The sequence below is a fragment of the Streptomyces anulatus genome, assembly GCF_000721175.1.
GTDB classification, from domain to species: domain Bacteria; phylum Actinomycetota; class Actinomycetes; order Streptomycetales; family Streptomycetaceae; genus Streptomyces; species Streptomyces anulatus_C.
Map to the genome: position 1 here is coordinate 318,611 of NZ_JOEZ01000003.1, position 23,069 is coordinate 341,679.

The window sequence follows — 23,069 nt, forward strand, 5'->3', positions numbered from 1 at the left end:
GCATCCACGTACTCATGCTGCTCCGTCGCTGCCTGTACGACGGACCGCGGTGAGACTTCTCGCGGCCACCCGGAGCAGGCACGCAGCGGCACCTGAACCGATACCGCGCCGCCAGTACTCCGGGGCCTCGGACGGCGTCCGCGCAACGGCGGCGTCGTGCCGGGCATTGACGATCACTGAATGAGTGGCAGACTCGGCCCCATGCAGAAGTTCTCTTTGGACGCCAAAGTCCGCGAGCACGTGCAGCGAGCCGCAGAAGCAGCCTCCGGGCGTAGTGCGGAGACCGTCTACGGCGGCCACGAGCACATGCTGCGCCAGACTCTCGTCGCCCTGGAGGCGGGGCAGTCACTCGCCGAACACGAAAACCCCGGCGAAGCCACACTGCTCGTTCTGCGCGGACGGGTGCGCTTGCGCAGCGCCGAAACATCGTGGGACGGAATGACCGGTGACATGATCGTAGTACCGTCGGCTCGGCACAGTCTTGAGGCACTGGAAAGATCCGCGGTCCTGCTCACCGTCGCGAAGCGTCAATGATGATCTCGGCGCCGGTCCCCGGAGTCGCTCGACGTGTCGCCCGGCGCGGCTGTCCGCACCTCGAGCGCTGAGCCATCCGCGCCACGCGCCGCTCGACACGCTCCCCTCCGTGCGCTCCGGCAGACCGCCCGAGCCACATAGTGGTGCGGTGCGCGACCGGTCGGTGGCATTGCGGAGTCGACAGGGGTCGGCGGGCACCTCCGCCGATCATCGGTCAACCCCTGGACAGGTCACCCGCGCGATCACCGTTCCCTCCTACCGCACGAGGACAGGAAGCGCCATGGGCAAGGACAAGGACATCGGGATGGACGGGCCCCTGGCCGACGCGCTGGTACGCAGTCGGCGGTTCTTCACCCGGGGTACGGTCTCCGACGATCTGAGGACGCTGTCGCAGAGAGGGGGCCGTGACGCCGACGACTTCTACCGGGACCGGTGGAGCCACGACAAGGTCGTGCGCTCCACCCACGGTGTCAACTGCACGGGTTCCTGCTCCTGGAAGGTCTACGTCAAGGACGGGATCATCACCTGGGAGACCCAGCAGACCGACTATCCCTCGGTCGGCCCGGACTCGCCGGAGTACGAGCCCCGCGGCTGCCCGCGCGGCGCGGCCTTCTCCTGGTACACCTACTCGCCGACCCGGGTGCGCTACCCCTACGTCCGTGGTGTCCTGCTCCAGATGTTCCGTGAGGCGAAGTCACAGCACGACGGCGACCCGGTGCGGGCGTGGGCGCACATCGTCGAGAACCCGCTGAGGGCCAAGGCGTACAAGTCCGCGCGGGGCAAGGGCGGCCTGGTCCGTGCCACCTGGGAGGAAGCCGCGGAGATCATCGCGGCTGCCCACGTGCACACCATCGAGAAGTACGGCCCCGACCGGGTGGCCGGCTTCTCACCGATCCCGGCCATGTCGATGGTCTCCCATGCCTCCGGCGCCCGGTTCATCAACCTCGTCGGCGGCTCGATGCTGAGCTTCTACGACTGGTACGCCGACCTCCCGGTGGCCTCGCCCCAGGTGTTCGGCGACCAGACCGACGTCCCGGAGTCAGGGGACTGGTGGAACGCGGGCTACCTCATCATGTGGGGCTCCAACCTGCCGGTGACGCGCACACCGGACGCGCACTGGATGACCGAGGCCCGGTACCGCGGCCAGAAGGTCATCGCGGTCGCCCCCGACTACGCCGACAACGTGAAGTTCGCCGACGAATGGCTGCCGGCCAAGCCCGGCACCGACGCCGCCCTGGCCATGGCCATGGGCCACGTCGTGCTCAAGGAGTTCTTCGTCGATCGTCACACCCCGTACTTCACGCAGTACGTCAAGACCTACACCGATCTTCCCTACCTGGTCCGGCTCGACGAAACAGCCGGACCGGGTACGAGCGGCGAGAACACGTACACGGCGGGCAAGTTCCTCACCGCCTCCGACCTCCCCGAGCACCAGCACGAGGAGAACGCCGCGTTCAAGACCGTGCTGGTCGACGCGCGGACAGGGCAGCCGACTGTTCCGGGCGGCTCTCTGGGGCACCGCTACGGCGAGGCCGGTGTGGGCGAGTGGAATCTGGAACTCGGTGACGTCGACCCCCAACTGACGCTGATGGGCACCTCGCAGGAAAGCGTGCTCGTCCGGTTCCCGCGCTTCGACACCCCCGACGGTGCGGCGGCCGACCTGCCGCGCGGTGTGCCGGTCCGGCGGGTCGGCGGCCACCTGGTCACCACCGTCTACGACCTGCTGCTCGCGCAGTACGGCGTGGGCCGGGACGGCCTTCCGGGAGAATGGGCGACCGGGTACGACGACGCCGAGTCGCCCTACACCCCGGCATGGCAGGAGAAGATCACCGGTGTCCCGGCCTCCACCGCGGCCAGGGTCGGGCGCGAGTTCGCCGCGAACGCCGAGGAGTCCAAGGGACGCTCGATGATCGTGATGGGCGCCGGAACCAACCACTGGTTCCACTCCGACACGATCTACCGCGCGTTCCTCACCCTCACCAACCTGACGGGCTGCCAGGGGGTCAACGGTGGTGGCTGGGCGCACTACGTCGGCCAGGAGAAGGTGCGGCCGATCACCGGCTACACACAGATCGCCAACGCGTTGGACTGGAACCGGCCGCCGCGCAACATGATCCAGACCGCGTACTGGTATCTCCACACCAACCAGTTCCGCTACGACCAGTTCGGTGCCGACACCCTGTCCGCCCGGACGGGCAGCGGGCAGCTCGCGGGAATGAGCACCGCCGATGTACTCGCGCAGAGCGCGCGCATGGGCTGGATGCCGTCCTACCCGACGTTCAACCAGAACCCACTCGACCTGAGCGACCAGGCCGCCGAGGCGGGGACCCCGGTGGGCGAGTACGTGGTCGAGCAGTTGAAGTCGGGTGCCCTGGAGTTCGCGGGGGAGGACCCGGACGCCCCCGAGAACTATCCGCGCATCCTGTCCATCTGGAGGGCCAACCTGCTCGGCTCGTCCGGCAAGGGCAACGAGTACTTCCTCAAGCATCTGCTCGGCGCCGACTCCTCGGTGCGCGCCACCGAGACACCGCAGGACCGACGTCCGGTCGACGTGAAGTGGCACGACGAGGCCCCCGAGGGCAAGCTCGACCTGCTCATGACGATCGATTTCCGGCAGACCAGCACCACGATCTTCTCCGACGTCGTGCTGCCCGCCGCCACCTGGTACGAGAAGCACGACCTCAACACCACGGACATGCACCCCTTCGTGCACTCCTTCAACCCGGCCATCACGCCGCCCTGGCAGACCCGCACGGACTGGGACGCCTGGCAGGCGATCGCCGAGAAGTTCAGTGAGCTCGCCGGCACCCGGCTGGGGGTCCGCAAGGACGTGGTGGCCCTTCCGCTCACCCACGACACCCCGGACGCGATGGCGAACCCGCACGGAACCGTGCGGGACTGGAAGAAGGGCGAGTGCGAGCCGGTCCCCGGGGTCACGATGCCCAGGCTCGTCGAGGTCGAGCGCGACTACGGGGCCGTGGCCGAGAAGATGAACGCACTCGGCCCGCTGGTGGACACGCTCGGAGCGACCACCAAGGGCGTGACCTTCGAACTCGGCGCGCAGGTGGACTACTTGCGGCGCAAGAACGGCACGGTCCGGACCGGTGCGGCGGCAGGCCGACCGTCGCTGAAGCGCGATGTGAACGTCTGCGAGGCCATCCTCGCGCTGTCCGGCACCACCAACGGGGCGCTTGCCACCCAGGGGTTCAAGACTCTCGAGAAGCGCACCGGCGTGCGGCTGGCCGACCTTGCCGAGGAGCACGAGGGCAAACAGATCACCTTCGCCGACACCCAGGGCCCGCCCGTCCCCGTGATCACGTCACCGGAGTGGTCCGGATCGGAGAGCGGTGGCCGGCGGTACTCGCCCTTCACCATCAACGTCGAGCGCAAGAAGCCGTGGCACACGTTGACCGGGCGTATGCACTTCTACCTCGACCACGACTGGATGGCCGAGCTCGGCGAGGGACTCCCGGTCTACCGGCCCCCGCTGAACATGGCGGCCCTGTTCGCCGAGCCCTCCCTCGGCAACGTCTCGGACGGCTCCGACGGCCAGGGCGTCGAGGGGCTCACCGTGCGCTACCTCACCCCGCACAACAAATGGTCCATCCACTCCGAATACCAGGACAACCTGTTCATGCTCTCCCTCTCGCGGGGCGGCCAGAACATCTGGATGAGCGACCGGGACGCCGCGAAGGTCGGGATCAAGGACAACGACTGGATCGAGGCGGTCAACCGCAACGGCGTCGTGGTCGCCCGGGCGATCGTGTCCCACCGGATGCCCGAGGGAACGGTGTACATGTATCACGCACAGGACCGGCTCATCGACGTACCGATCGCCGAGACCTCCGGCAAGCGCGGAGGCATCCACAACTCGCTCACCCGGCTGCTGGTCAAGCCCACGCATCTGATCGGCGGTTACGCCCAGCTCACCTACGCGTTCAACTACCTCGGCCCCACCGGCAACCAGCGCGACGAGGTCACCGTCATCCGCAAGCGCTCGCAGGAGGTGACCTACTGATGAGGGTCATGGCGCAGATGGCGATGGTGATGAACCTCGACAAGTGCATCGGCTGCCACACCTGCTCGGTGACGTGCAAGCAGGCATGGACCAACCGCTCCGGCACCGAGTACATCTGGTTCAACAACGTCGAGACCAAGCCGGGGCTCGGCTATCCGCGCACCTACGAGGACCAGGAGAAGTGGAAGGGCGGCTGGACGCTCAACAAGCGCGGCCGGCTCACACTCAAGGGCGGCGGCCGGTTCAAGAAGCTGCTGACCATCTTCTCCAACCCCAAGCTCCCCTCGATCAACGAGTACTACGAGCCCTGGACCTACGACTACTCCACGCTCACCAACGCGCCTGCCCAGGAGCACACGCCGGTCGCGCGTCCCAAGTCGCTGATCTCCGGCAAGGACATGAAGATCGAGTGGTCGGCCAACTGGGACGACGACCTCGGCGGTTCCACACTCAACGGCCACCAGGACCCGCTGCTGCAGAAGATCGCCGACAAGGTGAAGTTCGAGTTCGAGCAGACCTTCATGTTCTACCTGCCGCGCATCTGCGAGCACTGCCTGAACCCCTCGTGCGCCGCCTCGTGTCCCAGCGGTGCGATCTACAAGCGCGAGGAGGACGGGATCGTCCTCGTCGACCAGGACAAGTGCCGCGGCTGGCGGATGTGCGTCTCCGGCTGCCCCTACAAGAAGATCTACTTCAACCACCGCACCGGCAAGGCCGAGAAGTGCACCTTCTGCTTCCCCCGTATCGAGGTCGGGCAGCCCACCATCTGCTCCGAGACCTGTGTCGGCCGGCTGCGCTACATCGGCTTGATGCTGTACGACGCCGACAAGGTGCTCGAGGCCGCGTCCACCACCGACGAGCAAGGGCTCTACGAGGCACAGCGTGACGTCTTCCTCGACCCGTCCGACCCGGAGGTGGTGCGCGCGGCCGAGAAGGCAGGCATCGCCCGCGACTGGATCGACGCTGCCCAGCGCTCCCCGATCCACGCCCTGATCAGTACCTACAAGGTGGCACTGCCGCTGCATCCGGAGTACCGCACCATGCCCATGGTCTGGTACATCCCGCCGCTGTCCCCGGTCGTCGACGTGGTCAAGGAGACCGGCGAGGACGCCGAGGACAAGGGCAACCTGTTCGCCGCGATCGACGCGCTGCGGATCCCGGTCGAGTACCTCGCCGAACTCTTCACCGCCGGCGATGTCACGCCTGTGGACGGCGTGCTGAAGAAGCTCGCCGCGATGCGCTGCTACATGCGTGACATCAACATGGGCCGCGAACCCGATGCGTCGATCCCGGCCGCCGTCGGGATGAGTGAGGAGGACATGTATGACATGTACCGCCTGTTGGCGATCGCGAAGTACGACGAGCGCTATGTGATCCCGTCCGCCCACGCCGAGCAGGCCCACTCCCTGGAAGAGCTGGCCACGGAGTGCTCGCTCGACTACGAGGGCGGTCCCGGAATGGGTGGTTCCGGACCGTTCGGGGAAGGATCGGGCGCCCCGACACCGATCGCGGTGGAGAACTTCCAGATGCTGCAGGACCGGCAGACCTCCGACTCGCTGGCCGGCCCCGACGACAAGGCAGACCGGGTCAACCTGCTCAACTGGGACGGCAGGGGCTCTCCCCCCGGGCTCTTCCCCTCGAAGGGATCGGACTCATGAGCAGGGTCCGTGCGAAGCCCGCGCTGACTCCGCACCAGCTGACCATCGTGTGGCAGTCGGTCTCCCTCCTGCTGGACTACCCGGACGAAGAGCTCCCCGGACGGATCGCGCTGGTCCGGTCGGCGATGCGGGAACTGCCCCCGGCACTCGGCGGGACGATGCGCACGTCCGTGGAGCAGCTGGAGGCCATGCCACTGGCGGAGCTGCAGGCGAAGTACGTCGAGACCTTCGACAACCGCAGACGCTGCAACCTGTTCCTGACCTACTTCGCCCACGGGGACACCCGCAAACGGGGAGTCGCTCTCCTCCGGTTCAAGCAGGTCTACCTGCGCGCCGGCTTCGCACTCGACGATTCGGAGCTGCCCGACCACTTGTGCGTCGTGCTCGAGTTCGCCGCAACGGTCGACAGGGAGCTCGGCCGAGGGCTGATGCTCGACCACCGGGCCGGTCTTGAGCTGCTTCGGCTGTCGCTGCGGGACATGGCCTCTCCGTGGGCCGGCCTGGTCGAAGCCGTCACCGCGACCCTGCCACCGTTGCGTGGCGACGAGCGGGACGCCGTGAGCCGCCTCGCCGCGGAAGGGCCGCCCGAGGAAGAGGTCGGGCTCGCACCCTTTGCCAACCCCCAGTTCAGCCCAGCCGCGTCTCGCGAGACGACACCCCTGCCGATGCCCACCTTTCCAGGAGCCCGCACATGAATCAGTTCCTGTACGTGGTCTTCCCCTACATCTGCCTGACGGCCTTCGTCCTGGGACATCTGTGGCGCTACCGCTACGACAAGTTCGGCTGGACCACCCGCTCCTCCCAGCTCTACGAGAACCGGATCCTGCGGATCGGCAGCCCTCTGTTCCACTTCGGGATCATCGGGGTGTTCTTCGGCCACGTGATCGGGCTGGGCATCCCCAAGTCCTGGACCGAAGCGGTCGGTGTGTCCGAAGGGCTCTACCACTTCCTGGCCTTTTCGGTCGGCGCGCTGGCGGGGCTGGCCACGGTCGTCGGGATGGTGATCCTGATCTACCGCCGGCGCACGGTGGGCCCGGTCTTCTCAGCCACCACCCGGATGGACAAGGTGATGTACCTGTTCCTCGCCGTGGTGATCTTCCTCGGTCTGTTCAACACGGTGGCGGCCAACATCCTCGAGGACTACGACTACCGAGACGGCGTCTCGGTCTGGTTCCGCGGGATCTTCCGATTCGACCTCCACCCCGAACTCATGGGCGAAGCGCCGCTCGGCTTCCAGCTCCACGGCCTGTTCGCCATGGCGCTCTTCGCGCTGTGGCCCTTCACACGGCTCGTCCACGTGTTCAGCGCCCCGCTCGGGTACCTCACCCGCCCCTACATCGTCTACCGCAGCCGCGACACCACCCGGCTCGGCAGCCACCAGCCGCGTCGCGGCTGGGACCGGGTGGGCTGACACGGATGATGGTCAGCCCGCCGGTCCCGGCCACCTGCCGGAACCGTCAGCCGGCATAGCCCGCTGACGGGCAACGGACTCGCATCCGAGTTGTCCGTGGACGCCGCGGAGCCAGAATCGGAGCCAAGGCAACCAATCGGAGTCATGTCCGGCTCGCATGCTCTCGCGATAGGACCGCACGGTGGCCCGAACGAGCCCGGCGCGTTCCTTGGTGCTGAAGCCGTTCGACCGGCCGGCGATGACGAGACTGGCCGCCAGACGCTTGACGTCCCACTCCCAAGGCCCCGGCAGCGTCTCGTCGAAGTCGTTGATGTCGAACATGAGGCGCCGCTCGGGCGAGGCCAACAGCCGGAAATTCAACAGGTGAGCTTCGCCGCACAGTTGTGCACGGAAGCCCGTCTGCGGTGTGTCAGCGAGGTCCGACGCCATGATGGCGGCGGCCCCACGGTAGAACCGGAACGGCGACTCGGACATCCTTCCGTAGCGGATCGGCACGAGCTCGGGCAGCCGTGTCGCCGATTGCTTCTCAATGATCTCCAACGGGTCCGGCCGCCCGGGCCCCGCCGAGAACCAGGCGTGGCTGGAGCGGGGCACGGCGGCTCGCGCCGCCTTGCCCAGCGCGGCCCGCTCCTGCGGAGTGTGGTGCCGCAACCCGCGGCCGTCCAGGTGGTTCTCGGTCATGGCAGCGGCTCCAGAGCCGGCCTTCACCAGGGCGAGGGCGACGGGGTGTCAGTAGTGGATCGACCGCTCCGATGCGCGGCAGTCGACGGGTCCCCTGAGGGGCCGGCGGCGAGTCGGGTCAGTGAGTGGCGGAGCCGGCCCGGGAGGCGGCGGGCGGTGCGGAGTCATCGTCCAGGAATTCGCGGATCGCGAAGCCCGCCAGGATGATCACCGCGGTCCACACCACGACCGCCGTCGTCGGGTAGCTCCAGGTGAACAGCACAACCGCGGCGACCACCAGGATGGCCACCCCGATCCAGCGCTTGAAACGATGGACGAACCGACCGACCGGACCGAGACGAAGCCCTGCCGATGTGGCCACGTCGCGCAGGGCACCGATGCTTCTCCGGCAGCCGGTGCGCGTGAGCGCGGCGATCCGGGCCGGCCCGGCGAGGAAGGCGCCGGCGGCGGTGAAGAGGGCGACCGCGGCGACCGCCCGGAGGCCGGCACGCAGGAACCTCACCAGGGCGTCGTACACGGTTCCCGCCGCGGCCTGGGACGTCCCGGGCGGCAGACGGTCGAGATAGACGTCACGGGCCACGGTGAGGCCGATTCCGAGAACCAGCATGGCGACGAACACGGCCAGTGCGGCCCCGATGAGCGCGTGCCGGCGGTTGAAGGCCACGTACACTCCGGCGGCCGCGACCAGCAACGCGATGACGGGCAGCCAGCCCCCGAGGATTTCCAGCACTCTCACGTAGGTCTTGACCTTGCCGACATCCTCCGACGCGAACACGACGAAGTCTGTGTGGACGGCCGGGATCCTCTCGGCGGGCGAGAAGCCGGCCCCTTCGTGGTCTTGATGACCTTGCTGGCGTCGATGTACGCCCGCCATCCCCTCCCGCTGGTACGCCCCGTGCGTCGACTCGATCGCGCCACGCGCCGTGCCCGCACCGCACTCGTCCTGACCGTGTAGAACACCCTGGCCATGGCACTGATCAACGAGCCGGGGACCGAGGCGTATCACCCCGGGTTCCGAGGCGGCTGGGTGAATGTTCGTCCGGTACGTGTAGAGGTCCGGGCCGAAACTGGTCGTAGTCGACTCCGATTTGAAGGAACGCCAGTGGCAGCGTCGGTGCGGGCATTGCGAGGCTCCTCTGGTGAGCACTCTCCGTGAAGGCTGACGGGCGATCAGGTCATACTGATGCACCGTTACCTCTTCAAGATCATCTTGCACACGCGTTGCACAAGGTGATGAAAAACGGCGGTGATCAATGGAAGGCCGAGAAAGGGTATAACCGCAGGTCGTCGCGTGTTTAGGGGTGTCGTGCCCCGTGTCCCCAAGGGGCACGACACCCCGCCCGTCAGATGTCCCGGAAGAGACCAGCCAGCGCTGTGACCTGCCGCGATGAGCGGCTGGCGGTCGCTGACCTGCGCGAATGACCTTTCGGCTATTTCACGTTCGTGCCGCTTGATGGGGCCGGAAGTCCCAGAAAAGTCCCAGGGGACTCCCAGAGCTGACGGGCGCCTTTCGGCTTAATACGGCAGTACGGTCACCGGCTTTGAACATTGAGCCTGCGCCATCTTGAAGATGCTGGCCGGTGGGCAGGTGGTGTGCTGGCGAGGTCCGTGCGCTGTCTTCTCGATGGTGGTTCGCCTGAGGAAGCGGTGGGTGGTCAGCCCGTGAAGGACTCGGGGCCGAAACGGCCCCACACCACGAAGGCCGCCAGGCAGAGGTAGATCAGGTCGCCCGTGATCGTGGTCCTCTCGCCCCGGCGGAGCCGCATGGTGACCGCGCTGAGGAACAGCAGAACGAGTCCGGTGGCGGCCAGTGGCACCAGGACTGGCGCGATGTCGAGCACCGCGGGCAGGATCAGTCCGGCCGCTGCCAGGAACTCGATGGCGCCGATGGCCTTGACGGCACTGGGGCTGAAGTCCTGGACCCACTGTGTGGCGGTGCCGCCCATGGCGGCCATCTTCTCCTGCGGCACGAACATCTTGGCGCTGCCGGCCAGGCAGACGGCAGCCAGCAGACTGGCGGTGATCCACAGCGCGATGTTCATCATCAACTCCCTGATCGAGGTCTTTCCGCACCCGAGACGACGCAGGGGCGTGTCCTGTGACATCGGCGAACCTCGCCGGTGGAGAGATGCGCGTCACATCCCGCCATGTCACAGCGAAGCGGGCTGCCTCGTCTCGAGGGTGAAGTCACCGACGAGCACGGAGGAACAGAAGATGGACGCGCGACTGAACTACTTCGACAGCCCGACCGCCGGCAAGGCCCTCAAGCACTTCATGTCGGCGGGGAAGGCGCTGAAGGAGTCGCCGCTGTCGGCCACCACACAGGAGCTGGTGGCGCTGCGGGTGAGCCAGATCAACGGATGCGCGGTCTGCACCGACATGCACACCAAGGAGGCGGCGGCCGCCGGCGAGACGGCGGTGCGTCTGCACCTGGTGGCGGTGTGGCGGGAGGCGACGGTCTTCACCGAGGCAGAGCGGGTCGCCCTGGAGCTGGCGGAACAGGGGACCCGGGTCGCGGACGCGGCCGACGGGGTCAGCGACGAGGTCTGGGCCCGTGCCGCGCAGCACTATGACGAGGACCAGCTCACCGCCCTGGTGATCCTGGTCTCGTTCATGAACACGGTGACCCGGCTGAACATCATCACGCGGCAGCCCGCCGGCGACTACGAGGTTGGCCAGTTCCACTGAACAACCGTGCGGCCGCGCCCCGGCCCCGGGTTGTTCGGGGCAAGGCGCCGTCCGGGGGCGAGCGGCCGCCCTGGCCACGAATTGGATGATCTTCGAAGGACGCTTTGTCGGCGCGGGTCGGACCGGCGGGCCAAGGACTGTGAGGGAGAGACCGTGTGAGCAAGGTCGAGGAGTTCGAGGAGCTGCGGCCGCTGCTGTTCTCGATCGCGTACCGGATTCTGGGCAGCGTGGGCGAGGCGGAGGACGCGGTGCAGGAGACGTGGCTGCGCTTCGACACCTCGGCGACCCGCCCTGTGTCGGCCAAGGGGTTCCTGTCGGCCACGGTGACCCGGATCGCGATCGACGTGCTGCGCTCTGCCCGGGTCCGGCGGGAGAAGTACGTCGGCCCGTGGCTGCCCGAGCCGCTCCTGAGCGATCCGTACGAGGATCCGGCGCGCGCGGCCGAGTTGGCCGACTCCGTATCGATGGCGGCGCTGCTGCTCCTGGAACGGCTCAGCCCCCTGGAGCGGTCAGTGTTCGTGCTGCGGGAGGTCTTCGCCTTCGGCTTCGACGAGATCGCCACCGCGGTGGGACGGTCGGAGGCGGCGTGTCGGCAGCTGCTTGTGCGGGCGCGTCGGCACATGCAGGCCGGGCGACCCCGGTTCGAGGCGGACCGCCAGGAGCGGCAGGAGCTGGCGACGAGGTTCTTCGAGGCGCTGTCGCAGGGTGACATGGGCGGGCTGCAGAGCCTGTTGTCCGCCGACATCCAGCTGGTCGGGGACGGTGGCGGCAAGGCCCCACAGCTGGCCAAGACCGTCGTCGGCGCCGAGAACGTGGCCCGCCTGCTCGCCTCCGTCTTCCCCCTCATGGCCCGGATCCACGTCACGTTCGAGCAGCACGAGATCAACGGCCAGCCGGGCGCGGTCTTCCGCGACCGGGACAGCAAGGTCCTTCATGCCTTGGCGCTCGACGTGCTCGACGGGCAGATCCGGACCATCCGCTCGGTGATCAACCCAGACAAGCTCGGCCACCTCGGGCCGGTCGCCGATGCCTGGGCCATCGACGAGGAAGTGAAGTGGAATCGCAGGCGGACGCAGTGCCGTGGTCGCCGGCTTTAGAGCTGCCCGCAACAAAACACTGACCAGGGGCGAGAGGGAGGTGAACCAGCTCATCGCCGCCCAGCGGACCGTGCGCGAGCACGCCTTCGTGCACCTGAAGCACTGACAGAACACCTGGAATCAGAGGAGACACTGTGGCTGGGAACACGCATGTGGTCGTGATCGGTGGCGGATACGCGGGCGTGATGGCCGCAAACCGGCTGACGCTGCGCGACGACGTGGCCGTGACGCTGATCAACCCGCGCCCGGACTTCGTCCACCGGATCCGCCTGCACCAGCTGGTGGGCGGGTCCGACGACGCGGTCATCGCCTACCAGGACGTCCTGGCCGAGGGCGTCCGGCTGGTGGTCGACACCGTGACCCGTATCGACGCGGCCGAGCGCAACGTGACAACGGCGGCCGACGGCGCCCTCGACTACGACTACCTGGTCTACGCCGTGGGCAGTGGCAGCGCCGAACCGAGCGTGCCAGGGGCGGCCGAGTTCGCGTACCCGATCGCCACCCTGGAGGAGGTACAGCGGCTGCGCCCCGTCCTCGACGCCGCGCCCGCCACAGCCCCGGTGACGGTGGTCGGCGCCGGTCCCGCCGGTATCGAGACCGCCGCCGAGCTGGCGGAGCAGGGCCGCCGGGTGACCCTCGTCTGCGGCGGCCCGCTCGGCCCGTACCTGCACACCCGTGGTCGGCGCTCGGTTGGGAAGCGGCTCGCCAAGCTCGGGGTGACGGTCATCGACGGCTCCGACGCGAAGGTGTCGGCCGTGACCCGCGAGACCGTAAGGCTCGTGAACGGCCGTGAGCTGCTGAGCGAGGTCACCGTCTGGACCGTCGGCTTCGGCGTTCCCGACCTGGCCGCCCGCAGCGGGCTCAGCACCGACGCCGCGGGCCGCCTGCTCACGGACGAGACGCTGACCAGCGTGGACGACGAGCACATCCTCGCGGCCGGGGATGCGGCGGCACCCTCTGGCCTACCGCTGCGGATGAGTTGCCTGAACGCGGCGCCGCTGGCCGCGCGAGCCGCCGACACCGTGTTCAGCCGACTTGCGGGTGAGCAGCCGGAAAGCCTCCACCAATCGTTCTACGCCCAGTGCATCAGCCTGGGCCGGAGCGCGGGCATCTACCAGTTCGCCAACAGGTCCGACGTCGCGATCGGGCTGCACATCGACGACGGCCTGGGTGCCAGGATCAAGGAAATGGTTTGCAACGGCACCCTGAAACACCTGGCCGCAGAGGCACACAAGCCCGGCTCGTTCCGCTTGCACCGCATGCCGGGAGGTGTCGCCAAGCGTCGGCAACTGCTGAGCGCCCACAGCGTCGAGGCGCCGGCCGCCGCCGACCGGACAGTCTGACCGGTGCCTGCTGCGAGGCTCGTCTGTGGACGCACGCGAACGTGGTCGGCCGCCAGGGCCGACCACGAAGCGTGGGGCTGTGCGTATCCGCTCCTACGGCGCGGACCGGATCGTCGACTACGCAGTGACTCCCGTTGTGCAGGCGCTGGCCGGGCAGCACTTCGACGTGGTCCTGCAGCTGGCTCCCGCAAGCCCTGAGGACAACGCGCAGCTGATGGACCTGGTCGCCGACGGCGGAGCCTTCGTCAGCATCATCACTCCCGGCCTGCAGGATGCCGGGCGTGGGGGTGCGCACGGTATTCATGTTCGTGCGCAGCGACGCCACCCAGCTCGCCGAGCTGGTCGCCCGCGTCGACGCCGGAGATCTGGCGATCGAGGTGGCCCAGCGGCTGCCACTGGCCGACCTGGCCACGGTCCACGCCCGCGCCGCCGGCCGGTTCGCCCGGATCGCCGAGCTGGCCGCCCAAGTCGAGGGCGGAGAACTGGCCGAGCGGTTGCGTGCCGACCAGGCTGCAGTCCGCGCCCCGGCTGCCGCCGGAGAGCTGGCCGGCAAGACCGTCCTGACCCCCTGACCCGAGGGACACCAGCACATACCCGGTAACCATGACCTGCGTTCCCGGGTTGCCGGTTCCCTGCCGACCAGGGAGGTGTAACCGCCGTCGACCAGAGGCTTGGCCAGCAGCAACCCGCAGCGTCCCAGGCGGGTTTGGATGCCGCACAGGGCCTGGGCATCGTACGTAGCGGCAGGGGGCGGTGGATTGTCAACTGCCTCGACGCTCTTCAGGTGTTCGACCACGAGGGATTATGACGGCCGGAGAAGCGGTGAGGGTCAGGATTCGCGAGCTTGCGTCCGGAGTGAGCGGGAGCAGGCTCGTGCAGGTCACCTGGTCGTGGCATCCTTTCCGTCCGAGGAGCAGGGCTGGACTGTAGGTCATGACGCTCGTTTGACGCTCGGGCGCCAGCACCCGGGACAGAGAGTTGATAGCACGGCTCTGACCTGGTCTTTTCTGTGACTCGCACAGGTCGACGTCTTTCCGATGACTCATCATGTGAAGAGCGCGGTGCACGGAAGCCGTCGCTCCTGGTTCAAAGTCCCAGAAAAGCTCCAGGGACTCCGTCACACCCCGCCTCGACTCGCATTTGTGCAGGTCAGAAGGGGTGTGGCGGTGCCATTTTTGCAGGCTTTCAGATGTCCCGGAACTCATAGACAAAGCTTCTGACCTGCGCAAATGACCCCTCTTGAAGATCATCTTGCACGGTTGTTGCACAAGCCGCACGGAGCAGGAGTCACGCGGCCCTGGTGTAGGCGCTCCGGACCGCGATGCGGACCTTGGAACCGGCTCCCACGACCCGGTGCACGTATTTACGCAGAGTGAACGCGGGATCGGCGTGGCCGAGGCGGTCCGCGAGCGTGTGCACGTCTACCCCGCCGTTGATCATCATCGACGCATAGAGGTGTCGGAGCGCGTGCATCATCACGTCGCGGGACTTCTCCCAGCGTCGTCCCTTCGCGTCGGGCTCAAGGGGGTTGATGAGGCCGGCCGACGCCAGGGCGGGCTTCCAGCGGTAGGAGTTGAACCAATTCGACTGAATGGCGGTCTTCTCCCGGGTGTAGAAGATCAGCCGCACCGTGGCCGGGTCGCCGCCTTTGCTGCCCCACGGTCGGGTCACCTCGACCGGCGGGTACTTCTCCATGTGCTCGCGCAGGGGGATGGCCACGTCGTCGGTCAGCTCGACCCACCGGTCCTTCGGGTCCTCGTGGTCTCCGCCCTTGGGGAGGGCGTATACGAGGAACGAGCCGTCGTGGACTACTTGCCGTTGCACGTGCACCATGGCGCCGTCCGGATGTGCCCAGTCGATATCTTCTGGTGACAGGCCGAATATCTCTCCTTGCCGAAGACCCAGGCCGCGACCACAGTCAACGAGTGCTTTGTAGCGGTCGGGAAGTTCGGCACGGATCTTCTCGGTGTCCTTCCACGTTAGGGTCAGCTCTGCCCGGCCGCCACCTCCTCGCTTCGGCTTGGCGTCCTGCACCGATTTGGCGAGGCACGGATTTTTGTGTATCAGGCTGTCGTCCACGGCCAGGTCAAAGACAGCCCGAAGATTGTCGAAGACCAGGCGCAGCGTGGAACTTTCGAGCAGCCTGCGACGGTCGTGCAGCCAGTCCAGCAAAGACGAGGCGTTCACGTCCTTTACGCGCATCTTCCCGACTGCGGTAGGAACGACGTGCAGGAGAATTCGCTCCTTGTGGCGTCGGTAAGTTCGTGGATTCTTGTGTTCGTGCCCCTTGAGCCACGTGAGGGCGAGTTCACCGACCCTGACCTCGCCGGCGCGAGGGTTGATGTACGAACCGTCGTCCACTCCGGACCGCATCTTGGTCTCGTGCTTGCGGGCTTCGGCCTCGGTGCGGAACAGCTCCGTCTGCTGGACATCTTCCCGGTTGCGCCATCGGGCCTGCCACCGCTTCCCCGTCCCGTGATCCCGCGTCGGGACTTTGCCGTGTTCCTTGCAGGTCGACTCCCCGTCTTTCGGGCGCGACTTGTGCCAGCGGTCGTACGGCATCGACTCAACTCCTAGTTTCCAACGGGCCTTTGAGTCCATCTGTGGACTCGTTTCAATCAGGGCCATCGTCGACGGCGAGATTGTCTGCCCGTTCATCGCACCCTGAGTGCATTGGATGTTGATCCAGGCGAGCTGAGGATGTCAAATGCATTCTTGGGGTCTTCGCGACAAAGGATGCAGAGCGGTGGAGAAGATTTCACCTAGACGAATGCTCGCTGAGGGTTCGACGAGGGCTCGCCGAACCCTCAGCGAGCATTCGCCTGTGTCCTTCGAGAGTTCGCAAGAGTCGTAGGCATTTCGTCGAAAGGCCCTCTTTTTGGTCCGGCCGGAATTTAATGCAAACGTTCCGTGCACCACCACGGCGGAATACCGCTCACGTGGTTCTTTCCTGCTCGCTTCGAACCGTTCTGGAGTGCCCATGCGTCGAACCACTGCCCGCGCGGAAGAAGCCGCTAGTGGCGCGGGGGACCGTTGTCCCTTGATGAGCGCGGAGGAGCTGGCCGACTTCCTGGGCGTACCTCTGAACACGGTCTACATATGGAATCACCGACACCAGGGTCCACGAGCCCACAAGGTCGGGCGCTATTTGCGCTACCGCTGGTCGGAGGTAGAGGCATGGCTGGAAGCTCAAGCGGTGAATCGCGCGACCTGATCGGCCATGATTACTGGTGCCCTTGTCCTTGGTCGGGCGACAGAACCCGGCGTACAGGCCGACTCGCCTGACGCCACCAGCGCTTTGCCTTGGAGAGAGCCTCAGACTCAGGTCGGAGGACCCTTCTAGCGACGCGCCATCCTGAAACGGCACGGCTCTACGCCCGGTCGCGTCTGAGAGTCGTCTCGCTGAGCCCGGGGGCCATGCTGCCCATGAGCTGACGAGCGAAGTCCTCCAGAATCGAGGGGTTGGTAGCTAGGAACTCCATGACCCGTTCGGTTCGCTGCTCAGGCGAAAGCTCTGTCAGTTCCTGCTGCCATGCCAGGGTGGCGGCACCGCCATCCTCGACCTCGGCATTCACGATGAGGCTCCAGAGTGCCTGCTGGGCGTCCTCACGAGCGAGCCAAGTCATGAACATCTGCTGGAATTGCTCGCTCGTCACAGTGACCTTCGGGTCGCTGCGCGCGGTGGCCACATCTTGGGAAGACGCGTCAGCCTCGCCCCCCGGGACAGCAATAGGAGGTGTCGTCGTGACCCCGGCCCGCAAGGCGTTCTTCTGGGCTCTGCGGGCCTGCTGCTTCAGCACGAAGGCTTCGCGCTTGGCAACGAGGAACGGCACGGTCTGGGTGTGCCACCAGTGGGCAACGAGAGGTTTTGCGATTTCTACGAGACCCTCGATGATCTGGCCCGTGATGTCAGCCTGGGCCTGTTGGCCGGGGGTGAGCTGAGGACGCTGATCCTCCACGTACTCGGTGACGTAGACGATCTCGGGCTTGTCTGCGGAACCTGACTCCTTTTCGGCCTTCAGGCGGATCTCGACGTGCTCCGGCCCCTTGTCACTCGTCTTGGGAGTGAACCCACGACTCCAGCCTTCGCTCTTCCGCGATTCGGCGAGACGCTCGCCCTTGGGGATGCGAACAACTGCATCGACCTCGTCGTACTCCTGGTCCTCGGCCATGCATCCTCGTCAGTGCTCGGGTCTTCCTCGGCGCTCGGTCGACGAGGATGTCACGGTAGTAGAACCTCACCCATAACCGTAGCTGCAGCGTCCGACGATTCGGCAGGTTCGGCGAACATCGCATCAACCGCCACAGAGCCGCAGGTCCAAGGTTGTCACCAGTCTCCTTGCCGGATCCGCTCGTCGGACACGATCCCGTAGACGTACCGCCCAGAACGTTCGGGGCATCGTGGAATCTCCGACGGTCCCACGATCGGCCAGGCCTCCAGCGCTGACCTGATCTCGTGCCACTGCACGTTGCGCCGGCTCTCGACGATGACCAGGGTGTAGTGGTTGGTCCGGTAGGTGAAGGGCTTGCCGGTCTTCGTGTAGAAGACCTCGCCCTGGTGCTCCTCGATCCGAGGCCTCGCCGTCTCCATGTTGGGACCGACCGGCACCGGCTTGGGCGGAGGTGGCGGCGGCACTGGATGCCCTGCCCACCGGAACCGTTCCTCCGGCGTTGGCTCCCGGCTAATCCGATGCCAGGATGCGCTTCCCGGCACTGTGGTCGAGGTGACTGCCAGCTCTGTTCCGTCCGGCAACACCCCACGGCCAGGCTCTCGGTAGGGCTCCGCAATCCCCATGTCACGCCGCTCATAGCCGAGCCTGCTGGCAACTGACTTCAGGGTCCCCATCTGAGTGTTCCCGACGAACGACCACTGGTCCTCGCTCGCATCGTCCGAGAACTCCACGACGCCGACAAGGTAGACCCCGTCCTCGTTCGGGTCGCCGAAGAGCTGCCGCAAGCGGTCGGGTCCAAAGTCGCCCATCATCTATCCATCCACCCCTGCATCGCCGCTGTCAGATTCTCCGTCGATCACAGTCTCCCTTGCGGCTGAGTCGCGTGCTGTGCCATCCGGGACCCGATCACAGCCACCCTGCTGAGCACCTCGGCGGCTTCCTTGAGTGTGGTTGAGGGCGGCAGCACGAAGCGCGCGCCGAACTCGACTTCACCGCTGAGCTTGGCCTGCTTCTCGCCGTAGCCAGCGCCGAGGAACGCTGGAGCGCCGAGCGCCTTGAGTCGAGCCACGCCATCCTTCTCCCACTGCAAGGTCTTGCGCGGCGGATGGGGTTTCCACGGAATCCACTCCTGGTGGCGAGTAGATCGCTCCACGCGTTCTCGCTGTTGATCGAGAGCAGGAAGCGAAGGTCCGGAAGACTGCTCACTCGCTGTCCTTTCCCAGCTCCACGTCGATGTTGAGCACGCGGATCCCGGACTGCGACTGCGCGAGGAGCACCGCAGCGTTCTCGGCAAGGCGACGGGCGGACTTGAGCCGCAGGTCCAGTTCGACATCGTCACCCCAGCGGACTGACGTTGCGATGGCGAATGCGATAGAACCACCGGACTCCAAGTGGCCGACGATCTCCTTGTGGATGCGGCGGCTGGTGCGCTGACTAGAGCGATCCGTCTTGGCGTTGCGGTAGTTGCTGGCTCGCCTGGCCAGCTCCACGGACTCCCCGATGTAGAGCACGCGGATGCCGTCGGCCACTCCGAAATCGTAGCGGTAGAGCCCTGGCGCTCGCGGGAGTCCGGGAAACCTCGGCAGGCCGGCTTCGTCCAGCGTGATAGGGCCGGCGCTCAGCCACGAGAACGCAACGCGGACGTCGAGCGCCTCCAGTTCCTTGAGCTGGGACTCGTTGAAAGGCCCACGATGAGACGCGCCGGTCAGCCGCGGGATTGAGCCGCTCTCGGTGGCCGAGGACCCGGCACCGATCAAGAACCCGAGGTTCTGCAGCCATCGCCGAGAGGCATGCGACTGAAATCGGCTGCGCTTGGCACCTGTCGCAAGCGAGATGACCTGCTTGACCGGCCAATGCACACCATCTACTTCGACCCAGTACTCGCGGATCTCCTCGGGTACGTGACCAGCGAGACGCCTACGAACAAGCGTGGGCGTCAGCTCGAAGGATTCGCCATCGAGGATGAACTGCATGGAACGGAGGTTAGCCTCAATCGTTCATGAGTTCTCATCAGTTCGCAGACGGGGACGCTGTGCGTGTGGGGTGCGGCTTTCCGGGGGTGAGGCTGCTCCTCCCGGACGACCAGCCGCATCCCTCTGGGCCAGGTGCCCAGGTCGGGCATATCGGTGATCTCCGCGGCCCAGGCGCTGGGCCGTTCGGTGCCGCCGGGGTATTAGCCTCGCGCTTTCATGAAGCGGGCTGTCCGACAGGCGATCAGGTAAGCAGAAAGTGCCCCTGACCAGCGAGAATGAGGATTGCTGAGGTCCTTGTTCCCGCTCCTGTCGGAGGCACTTTCCAGGTGAAGCAGCCTACCGGGTCCTACCCCCATGTCCGTGTCCAGGATGACGGCCGAGCCGTGGTCTCCCAGGCCGGATCGGTCCTACTGGTCGAAACAGTCCGCAAGACCGGTCTGGATCAAGCGATATCGCAGGTGCTGGCGCCGTGGCGCAAACCGCGGGCCGTCCACGACCCGGGCAAGGTCCTGCTGGACGTCGCCCTGGCGGTCGCACTGGGCGGGGACTGCCTCGCGGACGTCGCGATGCTGCGGTGTGAGCCGGCCGTCTTCGGCCCGGTCGCCTCCGACCCGACCGTCTCCCGCCTGATCGACACCCTCGCCACCTCCGGCGAGAAGGTCCTGCAGGCCATCCGGTCCGCACGGTCCGAAGTCCGGCAGCGGGTCTGGTCGTTGGCCGGGGAGAATGCCCCGGACGCTGACGGACAGGTCACGGTCGACCTCGACGGCGTCCTGGTGATCGCGCACTCCGACAAACAGGACGCGGCCGCGACCTGGAAGAAGACCTACGGCCATCACCCGCTGACGGCCTTCGTCGACCACGGCCCGGGCGGAACCGGAGAGCCGGTCGCCGCCCTGCTCAGACCGGGGAACGCGGGCTCGAACACGGCCGCCGACCACATCACCACCGCCCGCCTCGCCCTGGCCCAGCTGCCGAAGAAGTACCGACGCGGGCGGCAGACCCTCATCCGCTGCGATTCCGCCGGCGGCACCCACGACTTCGTGTCCTGGCTCGCGAAGCGAGGACGCTGGCTGTCCTACTCGGTCGGCATGGTGATCACCGAGACCATCCACAGCCACGTCCTCAAGATCCCCGCGCCGGCCTGGACCCCGGCCATCGAAACGGACGGCGAGATCCGCGACGGCGCCTGGGTCGCCGAACTCACCGGCGATGTCCTCACCGGCTGGCCGAAAGGGATGCGGCTGATCGTCCGCAAAGAACGACCGCATCCCGGTGCCCAGTTGAGGATCACCGACGCGGGCGGCATGCGGATCACCTGCTTCGCCACCAACACCCCCCACCGGCCGATCGCCGAGCTCGAGCTCCGCCACCGCCTGCGGGCCCGGGCCGAGGACCGCATCCGGGCCGCCCGCGCGACCGGACTGCGCAACCTGCCCCTGCACCACACCGCCCAGAACAAGGTCTGGCTGGAGATCGTCCAGATCGCCCTCGACCTGCTGGCCTGGATGCCCATGCTCGCGCTGACCGGCCAGGCCCGCCTCTTCGAGCCCCGCCGGCTGCGGTTCCGCCTGTTCTCCGCGGCCGGCCAGCTCGTCACCACCGGCCGACGCCGCATCCTCCGCCTCGCCCGCCACTGGCCCTGGACCGGCGAGATCACCGCCGCACTCGAACGACTTGCGCTCCTGCCCAACCCCGACTGACCAGCGGATCCACCTGTCCCTACGAGAAGAGGACCCAGCCCGGAGCAGTGGAACCCGGCGCCCACCCGAGGCGACACTCGGGCCCTCGGAATGCCCGCCATCAGCCACCGAAAGCGAAACGGTCCACCGACTCCGTCGGCGGACCGTCATGCAAGATCGAGGTTAGGGCCGGCGGCCACGCCTTCTTAGGGATCTTCAGTACGGCCTGGTGGATGGCGTCGGTGATGGTCATTCCGACGAAATACGACAGCCACTGCCCATCAGGCGTGGATGCTGCCGCCGGAGTCGGTGCGGATCAGTGTCTGCCGTCCCAGCCGCAGATCTTGAGGAGTTGCGCCAGGGCGAGTCGGGCGGATTCGATGTGGTCCGCGGCGGTGTTGAAGCCTGCGTTGCCGGGCCGCAGCAGGGAGGCCACCGGCTCCCCGGACCCGGCCTGGCCGTGGTCGACGAACGCGACGAGGGGATGGTGGCCGAAGGTCCTCTTCCGGGTCGCGGTGGCGTCCTGTTTCTCGGAGTGCGCGAGGGTTAACACTCCGTCAATGTCCACGATCACCTGGCCGTCGGTGGCCGGACTGTTCGCACCGCCCAGCTCCCAGACCCGCCCCGTGCTCGGGAACGTGCGCCCCGGATCGCCGCGTGGGCTTTCGGGCGGACGCGGCGAGTCTGCCGATGACACGGGAGACTGCGGGATCGGAGGCCACCGGGCCGAACATCCGGCTCGGCCCGCAGCATGCCGATGTCGACCAGACAGCCCCGCCGAGTGCGACGGCCAAGGCCACATCCAGCAGGATCTTCCCCGGATCGTGCACGGTCCGCGGCTTGCGCCACGGCGTGAGTGCCACCGATATCGCGGTGTTCAGAACGGACTTGCGGACCATCTCGGCCAGCAGCACCGATCCGGCCTGTGAGCGGAGCGTTGCGCCATTGTTGAGGGCGAGCTCGGTGATGGCCAACAAAGTAGAGAAGCCGTAAAGCGCGAGGTTAGCGGTCAAACTGTGGGTCGGCGCATAATTGACCAGGAACGGAGACGCCGTGACGGACCTCCCCACAGACGGCCAGCCCATCGAAGCCGTGCCGACGGAGTACAGCGGCACCACCTTCCGTTCCCGGCTCGAAGCCGACTGGGCCCGCACCCTCGACACCCAACGCATCCTCTGGCAGTACGAGCCCGAGCGAGTCATCCTGCCGTCAGGGGCGCATTATCTGCCGGACTTCTGGCTGCCCGAGATCGGGACATGGCTTGAGGTCAAGGGACCAGCCACGCCCCGTAAGGAAAAGGCCGTCGAGCTGGGCAAGACGCGCGCCTGCCGCTGCGACGGCCCCTGCGCCTGTGCGTGGCCCGGTGGCGAGATGGTCCTCCTTGGCTGGGTCGCGGAACGCACCCACGGCGACATCAACGTGGCACGCAGCCGGTCGGGCTATGCCAGTTGGGCCGCCGCTCACGGGCCCAGCGCGTACTTCGTGTTGTGCCCCTGGTGCGGGCTCAGACAGTGGATCACCCTGCGGCGTCCGTGGAAGTGCCGCGCCTGTTGCCGCAGTCTGGAAAGCGAGGAGCTGTTCCAGCCCCACGACCGTGTGCTGCCTTTCGGGAGCGGCTCGGTATGGTCGCCTGCGGACACGGCGGCCATCCGCAGGGAGATCGCCGAACAGATTGCTGAGGCAGAGGCCGCCGATTCGGAGCACTCCCGCTCGGAGGCCCCGTACGAAGCGTGAGGGCGTGGGCGCGTAATGCTCGCCCACGCGCGGGTGAAGGTCCACTCTCGCCCGGCACCGACTGGGCGCCGTGCTGCC

Annotated in this window: 21 protein-coding genes and 2 pseudogenes; 12 read left to right on the forward strand and 11 right to left on the reverse strand. The window is 67.0% G+C overall.

The window, feature by feature from the left end; translation table 11 throughout:
- Nucleotides 1-201: 201 nt before the first annotated feature.
- The 5 genes from IG90_RS0104445 to narI all read left to right on the forward strand — a co-directional run bounded on the left by IG90_RS0104445 (nucleotide 202) and on the right by narI (nucleotide 7,621).
- Nucleotides 202-534, forward strand: a complete 333-nt coding sequence (locus IG90_RS0104445) for a cupin domain-containing protein (RefSeq protein ID WP_030577828.1) — start codon at nucleotides 202-204, stop codon at nucleotides 532-534.
- A gap of 280 nt (nucleotides 535-814) precedes the next feature.
- Entirely contained in the window at nucleotides 815-4,552 is a 3,738-nt protein-coding gene (locus tag IG90_RS0104450; protein WP_030577832.1) for a nitrate reductase subunit alpha, read from the forward strand.
- Nucleotides 4,552-6,210: a nitrate reductase subunit beta gene (narH, locus tag IG90_RS0104455; RefSeq protein ID WP_030577835.1), complete on the forward strand. Its 1,659-nt coding sequence runs from the start codon at nucleotides 4,552-4,554 to the stop codon at nucleotides 6,208-6,210. The genes IG90_RS0104450 and narH overlap by 1 nt, the downstream gene beginning before the upstream one ends.
- Entirely contained in the window at nucleotides 6,207-6,905 is a 699-nt protein-coding gene (narJ, locus tag IG90_RS0104460) for a nitrate reductase molybdenum cofactor assembly chaperone (protein ID WP_030577839.1), read from the forward strand. Before narH ends, narJ begins: the two co-directional genes overlap by 4 nt.
- The gene (gene narI / locus IG90_RS0104465) at nucleotides 6,902-7,621 is read left to right on the forward strand and encodes a respiratory nitrate reductase subunit gamma (RefSeq protein ID WP_030577841.1); all 720 of its coding nucleotides are present in this window, start codon (nucleotides 6,902-6,904) and stop codon (nucleotides 7,619-7,621) included. Before narJ ends, narI begins: the two co-directional genes overlap by 4 nt.
- Before the next feature lie 150 nt (nucleotides 7,622-7,771).
- Here narI and IG90_RS0104470 read toward each other — a convergent pair.
- From IG90_RS0104470 to IG90_RS0104480, 3 genes and pseudogenes are all read right to left on the reverse strand, one after another.
- Nucleotides 7,772-8,302: pseudogene (locus IG90_RS0104470) on the reverse strand (DUF2252 family protein); the annotation flags it as partial.
- Nucleotides 8,303-8,420: 118 nt separating this feature from the next.
- Entirely contained in the window at nucleotides 8,421-9,518 is a 1,098-nt protein-coding gene (locus IG90_RS45525; RefSeq protein WP_245170707.1) for a hypothetical protein, read from the reverse strand.
- Between the two features lie 439 nt (nucleotides 9,519-9,957).
- On the reverse strand, nucleotides 9,958-10,344 hold the full coding sequence (locus tag IG90_RS0104480; RefSeq protein ID WP_030577847.1) for a DoxX family protein: 387 nt from the start codon (nucleotides 10,342-10,344) through the stop codon (nucleotides 9,958-9,960).
- 172 nt (nucleotides 10,345-10,516) lie between these two features.
- Here IG90_RS0104480 and IG90_RS0104485 point away from each other — a divergent pair, with 172 nt between their 5' ends.
- The 4 genes and pseudogenes from IG90_RS0104485 (at nucleotide 10,517) to IG90_RS45530 (ending at nucleotide 14,002) form a co-directional block, all read left to right on the forward strand.
- Nucleotides 10,517-10,990: a carboxymuconolactone decarboxylase family protein gene (locus IG90_RS0104485; RefSeq protein WP_030577849.1), complete on the forward strand. Its 474-nt coding sequence runs from the start codon at nucleotides 10,517-10,519 to the stop codon at nucleotides 10,988-10,990.
- Between the two features lie 155 nt (nucleotides 10,991-11,145).
- The gene (locus IG90_RS0104490) at nucleotides 11,146-12,087 is read left to right on the forward strand and encodes an RNA polymerase sigma-70 factor (protein WP_030577851.1); all 942 of its coding nucleotides are present in this window, start codon (nucleotides 11,146-11,148) and stop codon (nucleotides 12,085-12,087) included.
- Between the two features lie 134 nt (nucleotides 12,088-12,221).
- The gene (locus IG90_RS0104500; protein ID WP_030577854.1) at nucleotides 12,222-13,430 is read left to right on the forward strand and encodes an NAD(P)/FAD-dependent oxidoreductase; all 1,209 of its coding nucleotides are present in this window, start codon (nucleotides 12,222-12,224) and stop codon (nucleotides 13,428-13,430) included.
- A 136-nt stretch (nucleotides 13,431-13,566) separates the two neighbouring features.
- Nucleotides 13,567-14,002, forward strand: a pseudogene (locus IG90_RS45530) (zinc-binding dehydrogenase).
- Between the two features lie 715 nt (nucleotides 14,003-14,717).
- Here IG90_RS45530 and IG90_RS0104510 read toward each other — a convergent pair.
- Complete coding sequence (locus tag IG90_RS0104510) at nucleotides 14,718-15,992, reverse strand: tyrosine-type recombinase/integrase (protein WP_030577856.1); 1,275 nt, start codon at nucleotides 15,990-15,992, stop codon at nucleotides 14,718-14,720.
- 481 nt (nucleotides 15,993-16,473) lie between these two features.
- Here IG90_RS0104510 and IG90_RS41435 point away from each other — a divergent pair, with 481 nt between their 5' ends.
- Nucleotides 16,474-16,644: a helix-turn-helix transcriptional regulator gene (locus tag IG90_RS41435; protein ID WP_319755266.1), complete on the forward strand. Its 171-nt coding sequence runs from the start codon at nucleotides 16,474-16,476 to the stop codon at nucleotides 16,642-16,644.
- A gap of 157 nt (nucleotides 16,645-16,801) precedes the next feature.
- On the opposite strand, the gene IG90_RS0104520 is transcribed toward IG90_RS41435, so the two are convergent.
- The 4 genes from IG90_RS0104520 to IG90_RS0104535 all read right to left on the reverse strand — a co-directional run bounded on the left by IG90_RS0104520 (nucleotide 16,802) and on the right by IG90_RS0104535 (nucleotide 19,575).
- Nucleotides 16,802-17,602, reverse strand: coding sequence for a hypothetical protein (locus IG90_RS0104520; RefSeq protein WP_030577859.1), 801 nt, complete (start codon nucleotides 17,600-17,602; stop codon nucleotides 16,802-16,804).
- 155 nt (nucleotides 17,603-17,757) lie between these two features.
- Nucleotides 17,758-18,387: a hypothetical protein gene (locus IG90_RS45135; RefSeq protein WP_209443546.1), complete on the reverse strand. Its 630-nt coding sequence runs from the start codon at nucleotides 18,385-18,387 to the stop codon at nucleotides 17,758-17,760.
- A gap of 71 nt (nucleotides 18,388-18,458) precedes the next feature.
- Complete coding sequence (locus IG90_RS0104530) at nucleotides 18,459-18,671, reverse strand: hypothetical protein (protein ID WP_030577865.1); 213 nt, start codon at nucleotides 18,669-18,671, stop codon at nucleotides 18,459-18,461.
- A 133-nt stretch (nucleotides 18,672-18,804) separates the two neighbouring features.
- Complete coding sequence (locus tag IG90_RS0104535) at nucleotides 18,805-19,575, reverse strand: GIY-YIG nuclease family protein (protein WP_030577868.1); 771 nt, start codon at nucleotides 19,573-19,575, stop codon at nucleotides 18,805-18,807.
- Nucleotides 19,576-19,901: 326 nt separating this feature from the next.
- Here IG90_RS0104535 and IG90_RS0104540 point away from each other — a divergent pair, with 326 nt between their 5' ends.
- Nucleotides 19,902-21,278: an IS1380 family transposase gene (locus IG90_RS0104540; protein ID WP_030577871.1), complete on the forward strand. Its 1,377-nt coding sequence runs from the start codon at nucleotides 19,902-19,904 to the stop codon at nucleotides 21,276-21,278.
- Nucleotides 21,279-21,378: 100 nt separating this feature from the next.
- Here IG90_RS0104540 and IG90_RS46610 read toward each other — a convergent pair whose 3' ends face one another.
- The 3 genes from IG90_RS46610 to IG90_RS46845 all read right to left on the reverse strand — a co-directional run bounded on the left by IG90_RS46610 (nucleotide 21,379) and on the right by IG90_RS46845 (nucleotide 22,429).
- Nucleotides 21,379-21,510 (reverse strand): hypothetical protein, encoded by a 132-nt coding sequence (locus IG90_RS46610; protein WP_267958685.1) that lies wholly within the window; start codon nucleotides 21,508-21,510, stop codon nucleotides 21,379-21,381.
- Nucleotides 21,511-21,573: 63 nt separating this feature from the next.
- Nucleotides 21,574-21,825 carry a transposase gene (locus tag IG90_RS46615; RefSeq protein WP_280922279.1) on the reverse strand — a complete coding sequence of 84 codons (252 nt, stop codon included), beginning with the start codon at nucleotides 21,823-21,825 and terminating at the stop codon, nucleotides 21,574-21,576.
- Nucleotides 21,815-22,429 carry a transposase gene (locus IG90_RS46845; RefSeq protein ID WP_342447232.1) on the reverse strand — a complete coding sequence of 205 codons (615 nt, stop codon included), beginning with the start codon at nucleotides 22,427-22,429 and terminating at the stop codon, nucleotides 21,815-21,817. The genes IG90_RS46615 and IG90_RS46845 overlap by 11 nt, the downstream gene beginning before the upstream one ends.
- Here IG90_RS46845 and IG90_RS43300 point away from each other — a divergent pair.
- Nucleotides 22,311-22,991 carry a PDDEXK family nuclease gene (locus IG90_RS43300; protein ID WP_051859979.1) on the forward strand — a complete coding sequence of 227 codons (681 nt, stop codon included), beginning with the start codon at nucleotides 22,311-22,313 and terminating at the stop codon, nucleotides 22,989-22,991. The two genes, IG90_RS46845 and IG90_RS43300, sit on opposite strands and share 119 nt — an antisense overlap.
- The last annotated feature ends 78 nt before the right edge of the window (nucleotides 22,992-23,069 follow it).

Coding starts and splice junctions, on each gene's coding strand:
- IG90_RS46845 (WP_342447232.1), bottom strand. CDS start 22,429: ATGCGTTGGGTGTCGAGGGTGCGGGCCCAGTCGGCTTCGAGCCGGGAA.
- narI (WP_030577841.1), top strand. CDS start 6,902: ATGAATCAGTTCCTGTACGTGGTCTTCCCCTACATCTGCCTGACGGCC.
- narJ (WP_030577839.1), top strand. CDS start 6,207: ATGAGCAGGGTCCGTGCGAAGCCCGCGCTGACTCCGCACCAGCTGACC.
- IG90_RS0104450 (WP_030577832.1), top strand. CDS start 815: ATGGGCAAGGACAAGGACATCGGGATGGACGGGCCCCTGGCCGACGCG.
- IG90_RS41435 (WP_319755266.1), top strand. CDS start 16,474: ATGAGCGCGGAGGAGCTGGCCGACTTCCTGGGCGTACCTCTGAACACG.
- IG90_RS0104485 (WP_030577849.1), top strand. CDS start 10,517: ATGGACGCGCGACTGAACTACTTCGACAGCCCGACCGCCGGCAAGGCC.
- IG90_RS0104480 (WP_030577847.1), bottom strand. CDS start 10,344: ATGAACATCGCGCTGTGGATCACCGCCAGTCTGCTGGCTGCCGTCTGC.
- IG90_RS0104520 (WP_030577859.1), bottom strand. CDS start 17,602: ATGGCCGAGGACCAGGAGTACGACGAGGTCGATGCAGTTGTTCGCATC.
- IG90_RS0104535 (WP_030577868.1), bottom strand. CDS start 19,575: ATGCAGTTCATCCTCGATGGCGAATCCTTCGAGCTGACGCCCACGCTT.
- IG90_RS0104510 (WP_030577856.1), bottom strand. CDS start 15,992: ATGCCGTACGACCGCTGGCACAAGTCGCGCCCGAAAGACGGGGAGTCG.
- IG90_RS0104445 (WP_030577828.1), top strand. CDS start 202: ATGCAGAAGTTCTCTTTGGACGCCAAAGTCCGCGAGCACGTGCAGCGA.
- IG90_RS46610 (WP_267958685.1), bottom strand. CDS start 21,510: ATGACCATCACCGACGCCATCCACCAGGCCGTACTGAAGATCCCTAAG.
- narH (WP_030577835.1), top strand. CDS start 4,552: ATGAGGGTCATGGCGCAGATGGCGATGGTGATGAACCTCGACAAGTGC.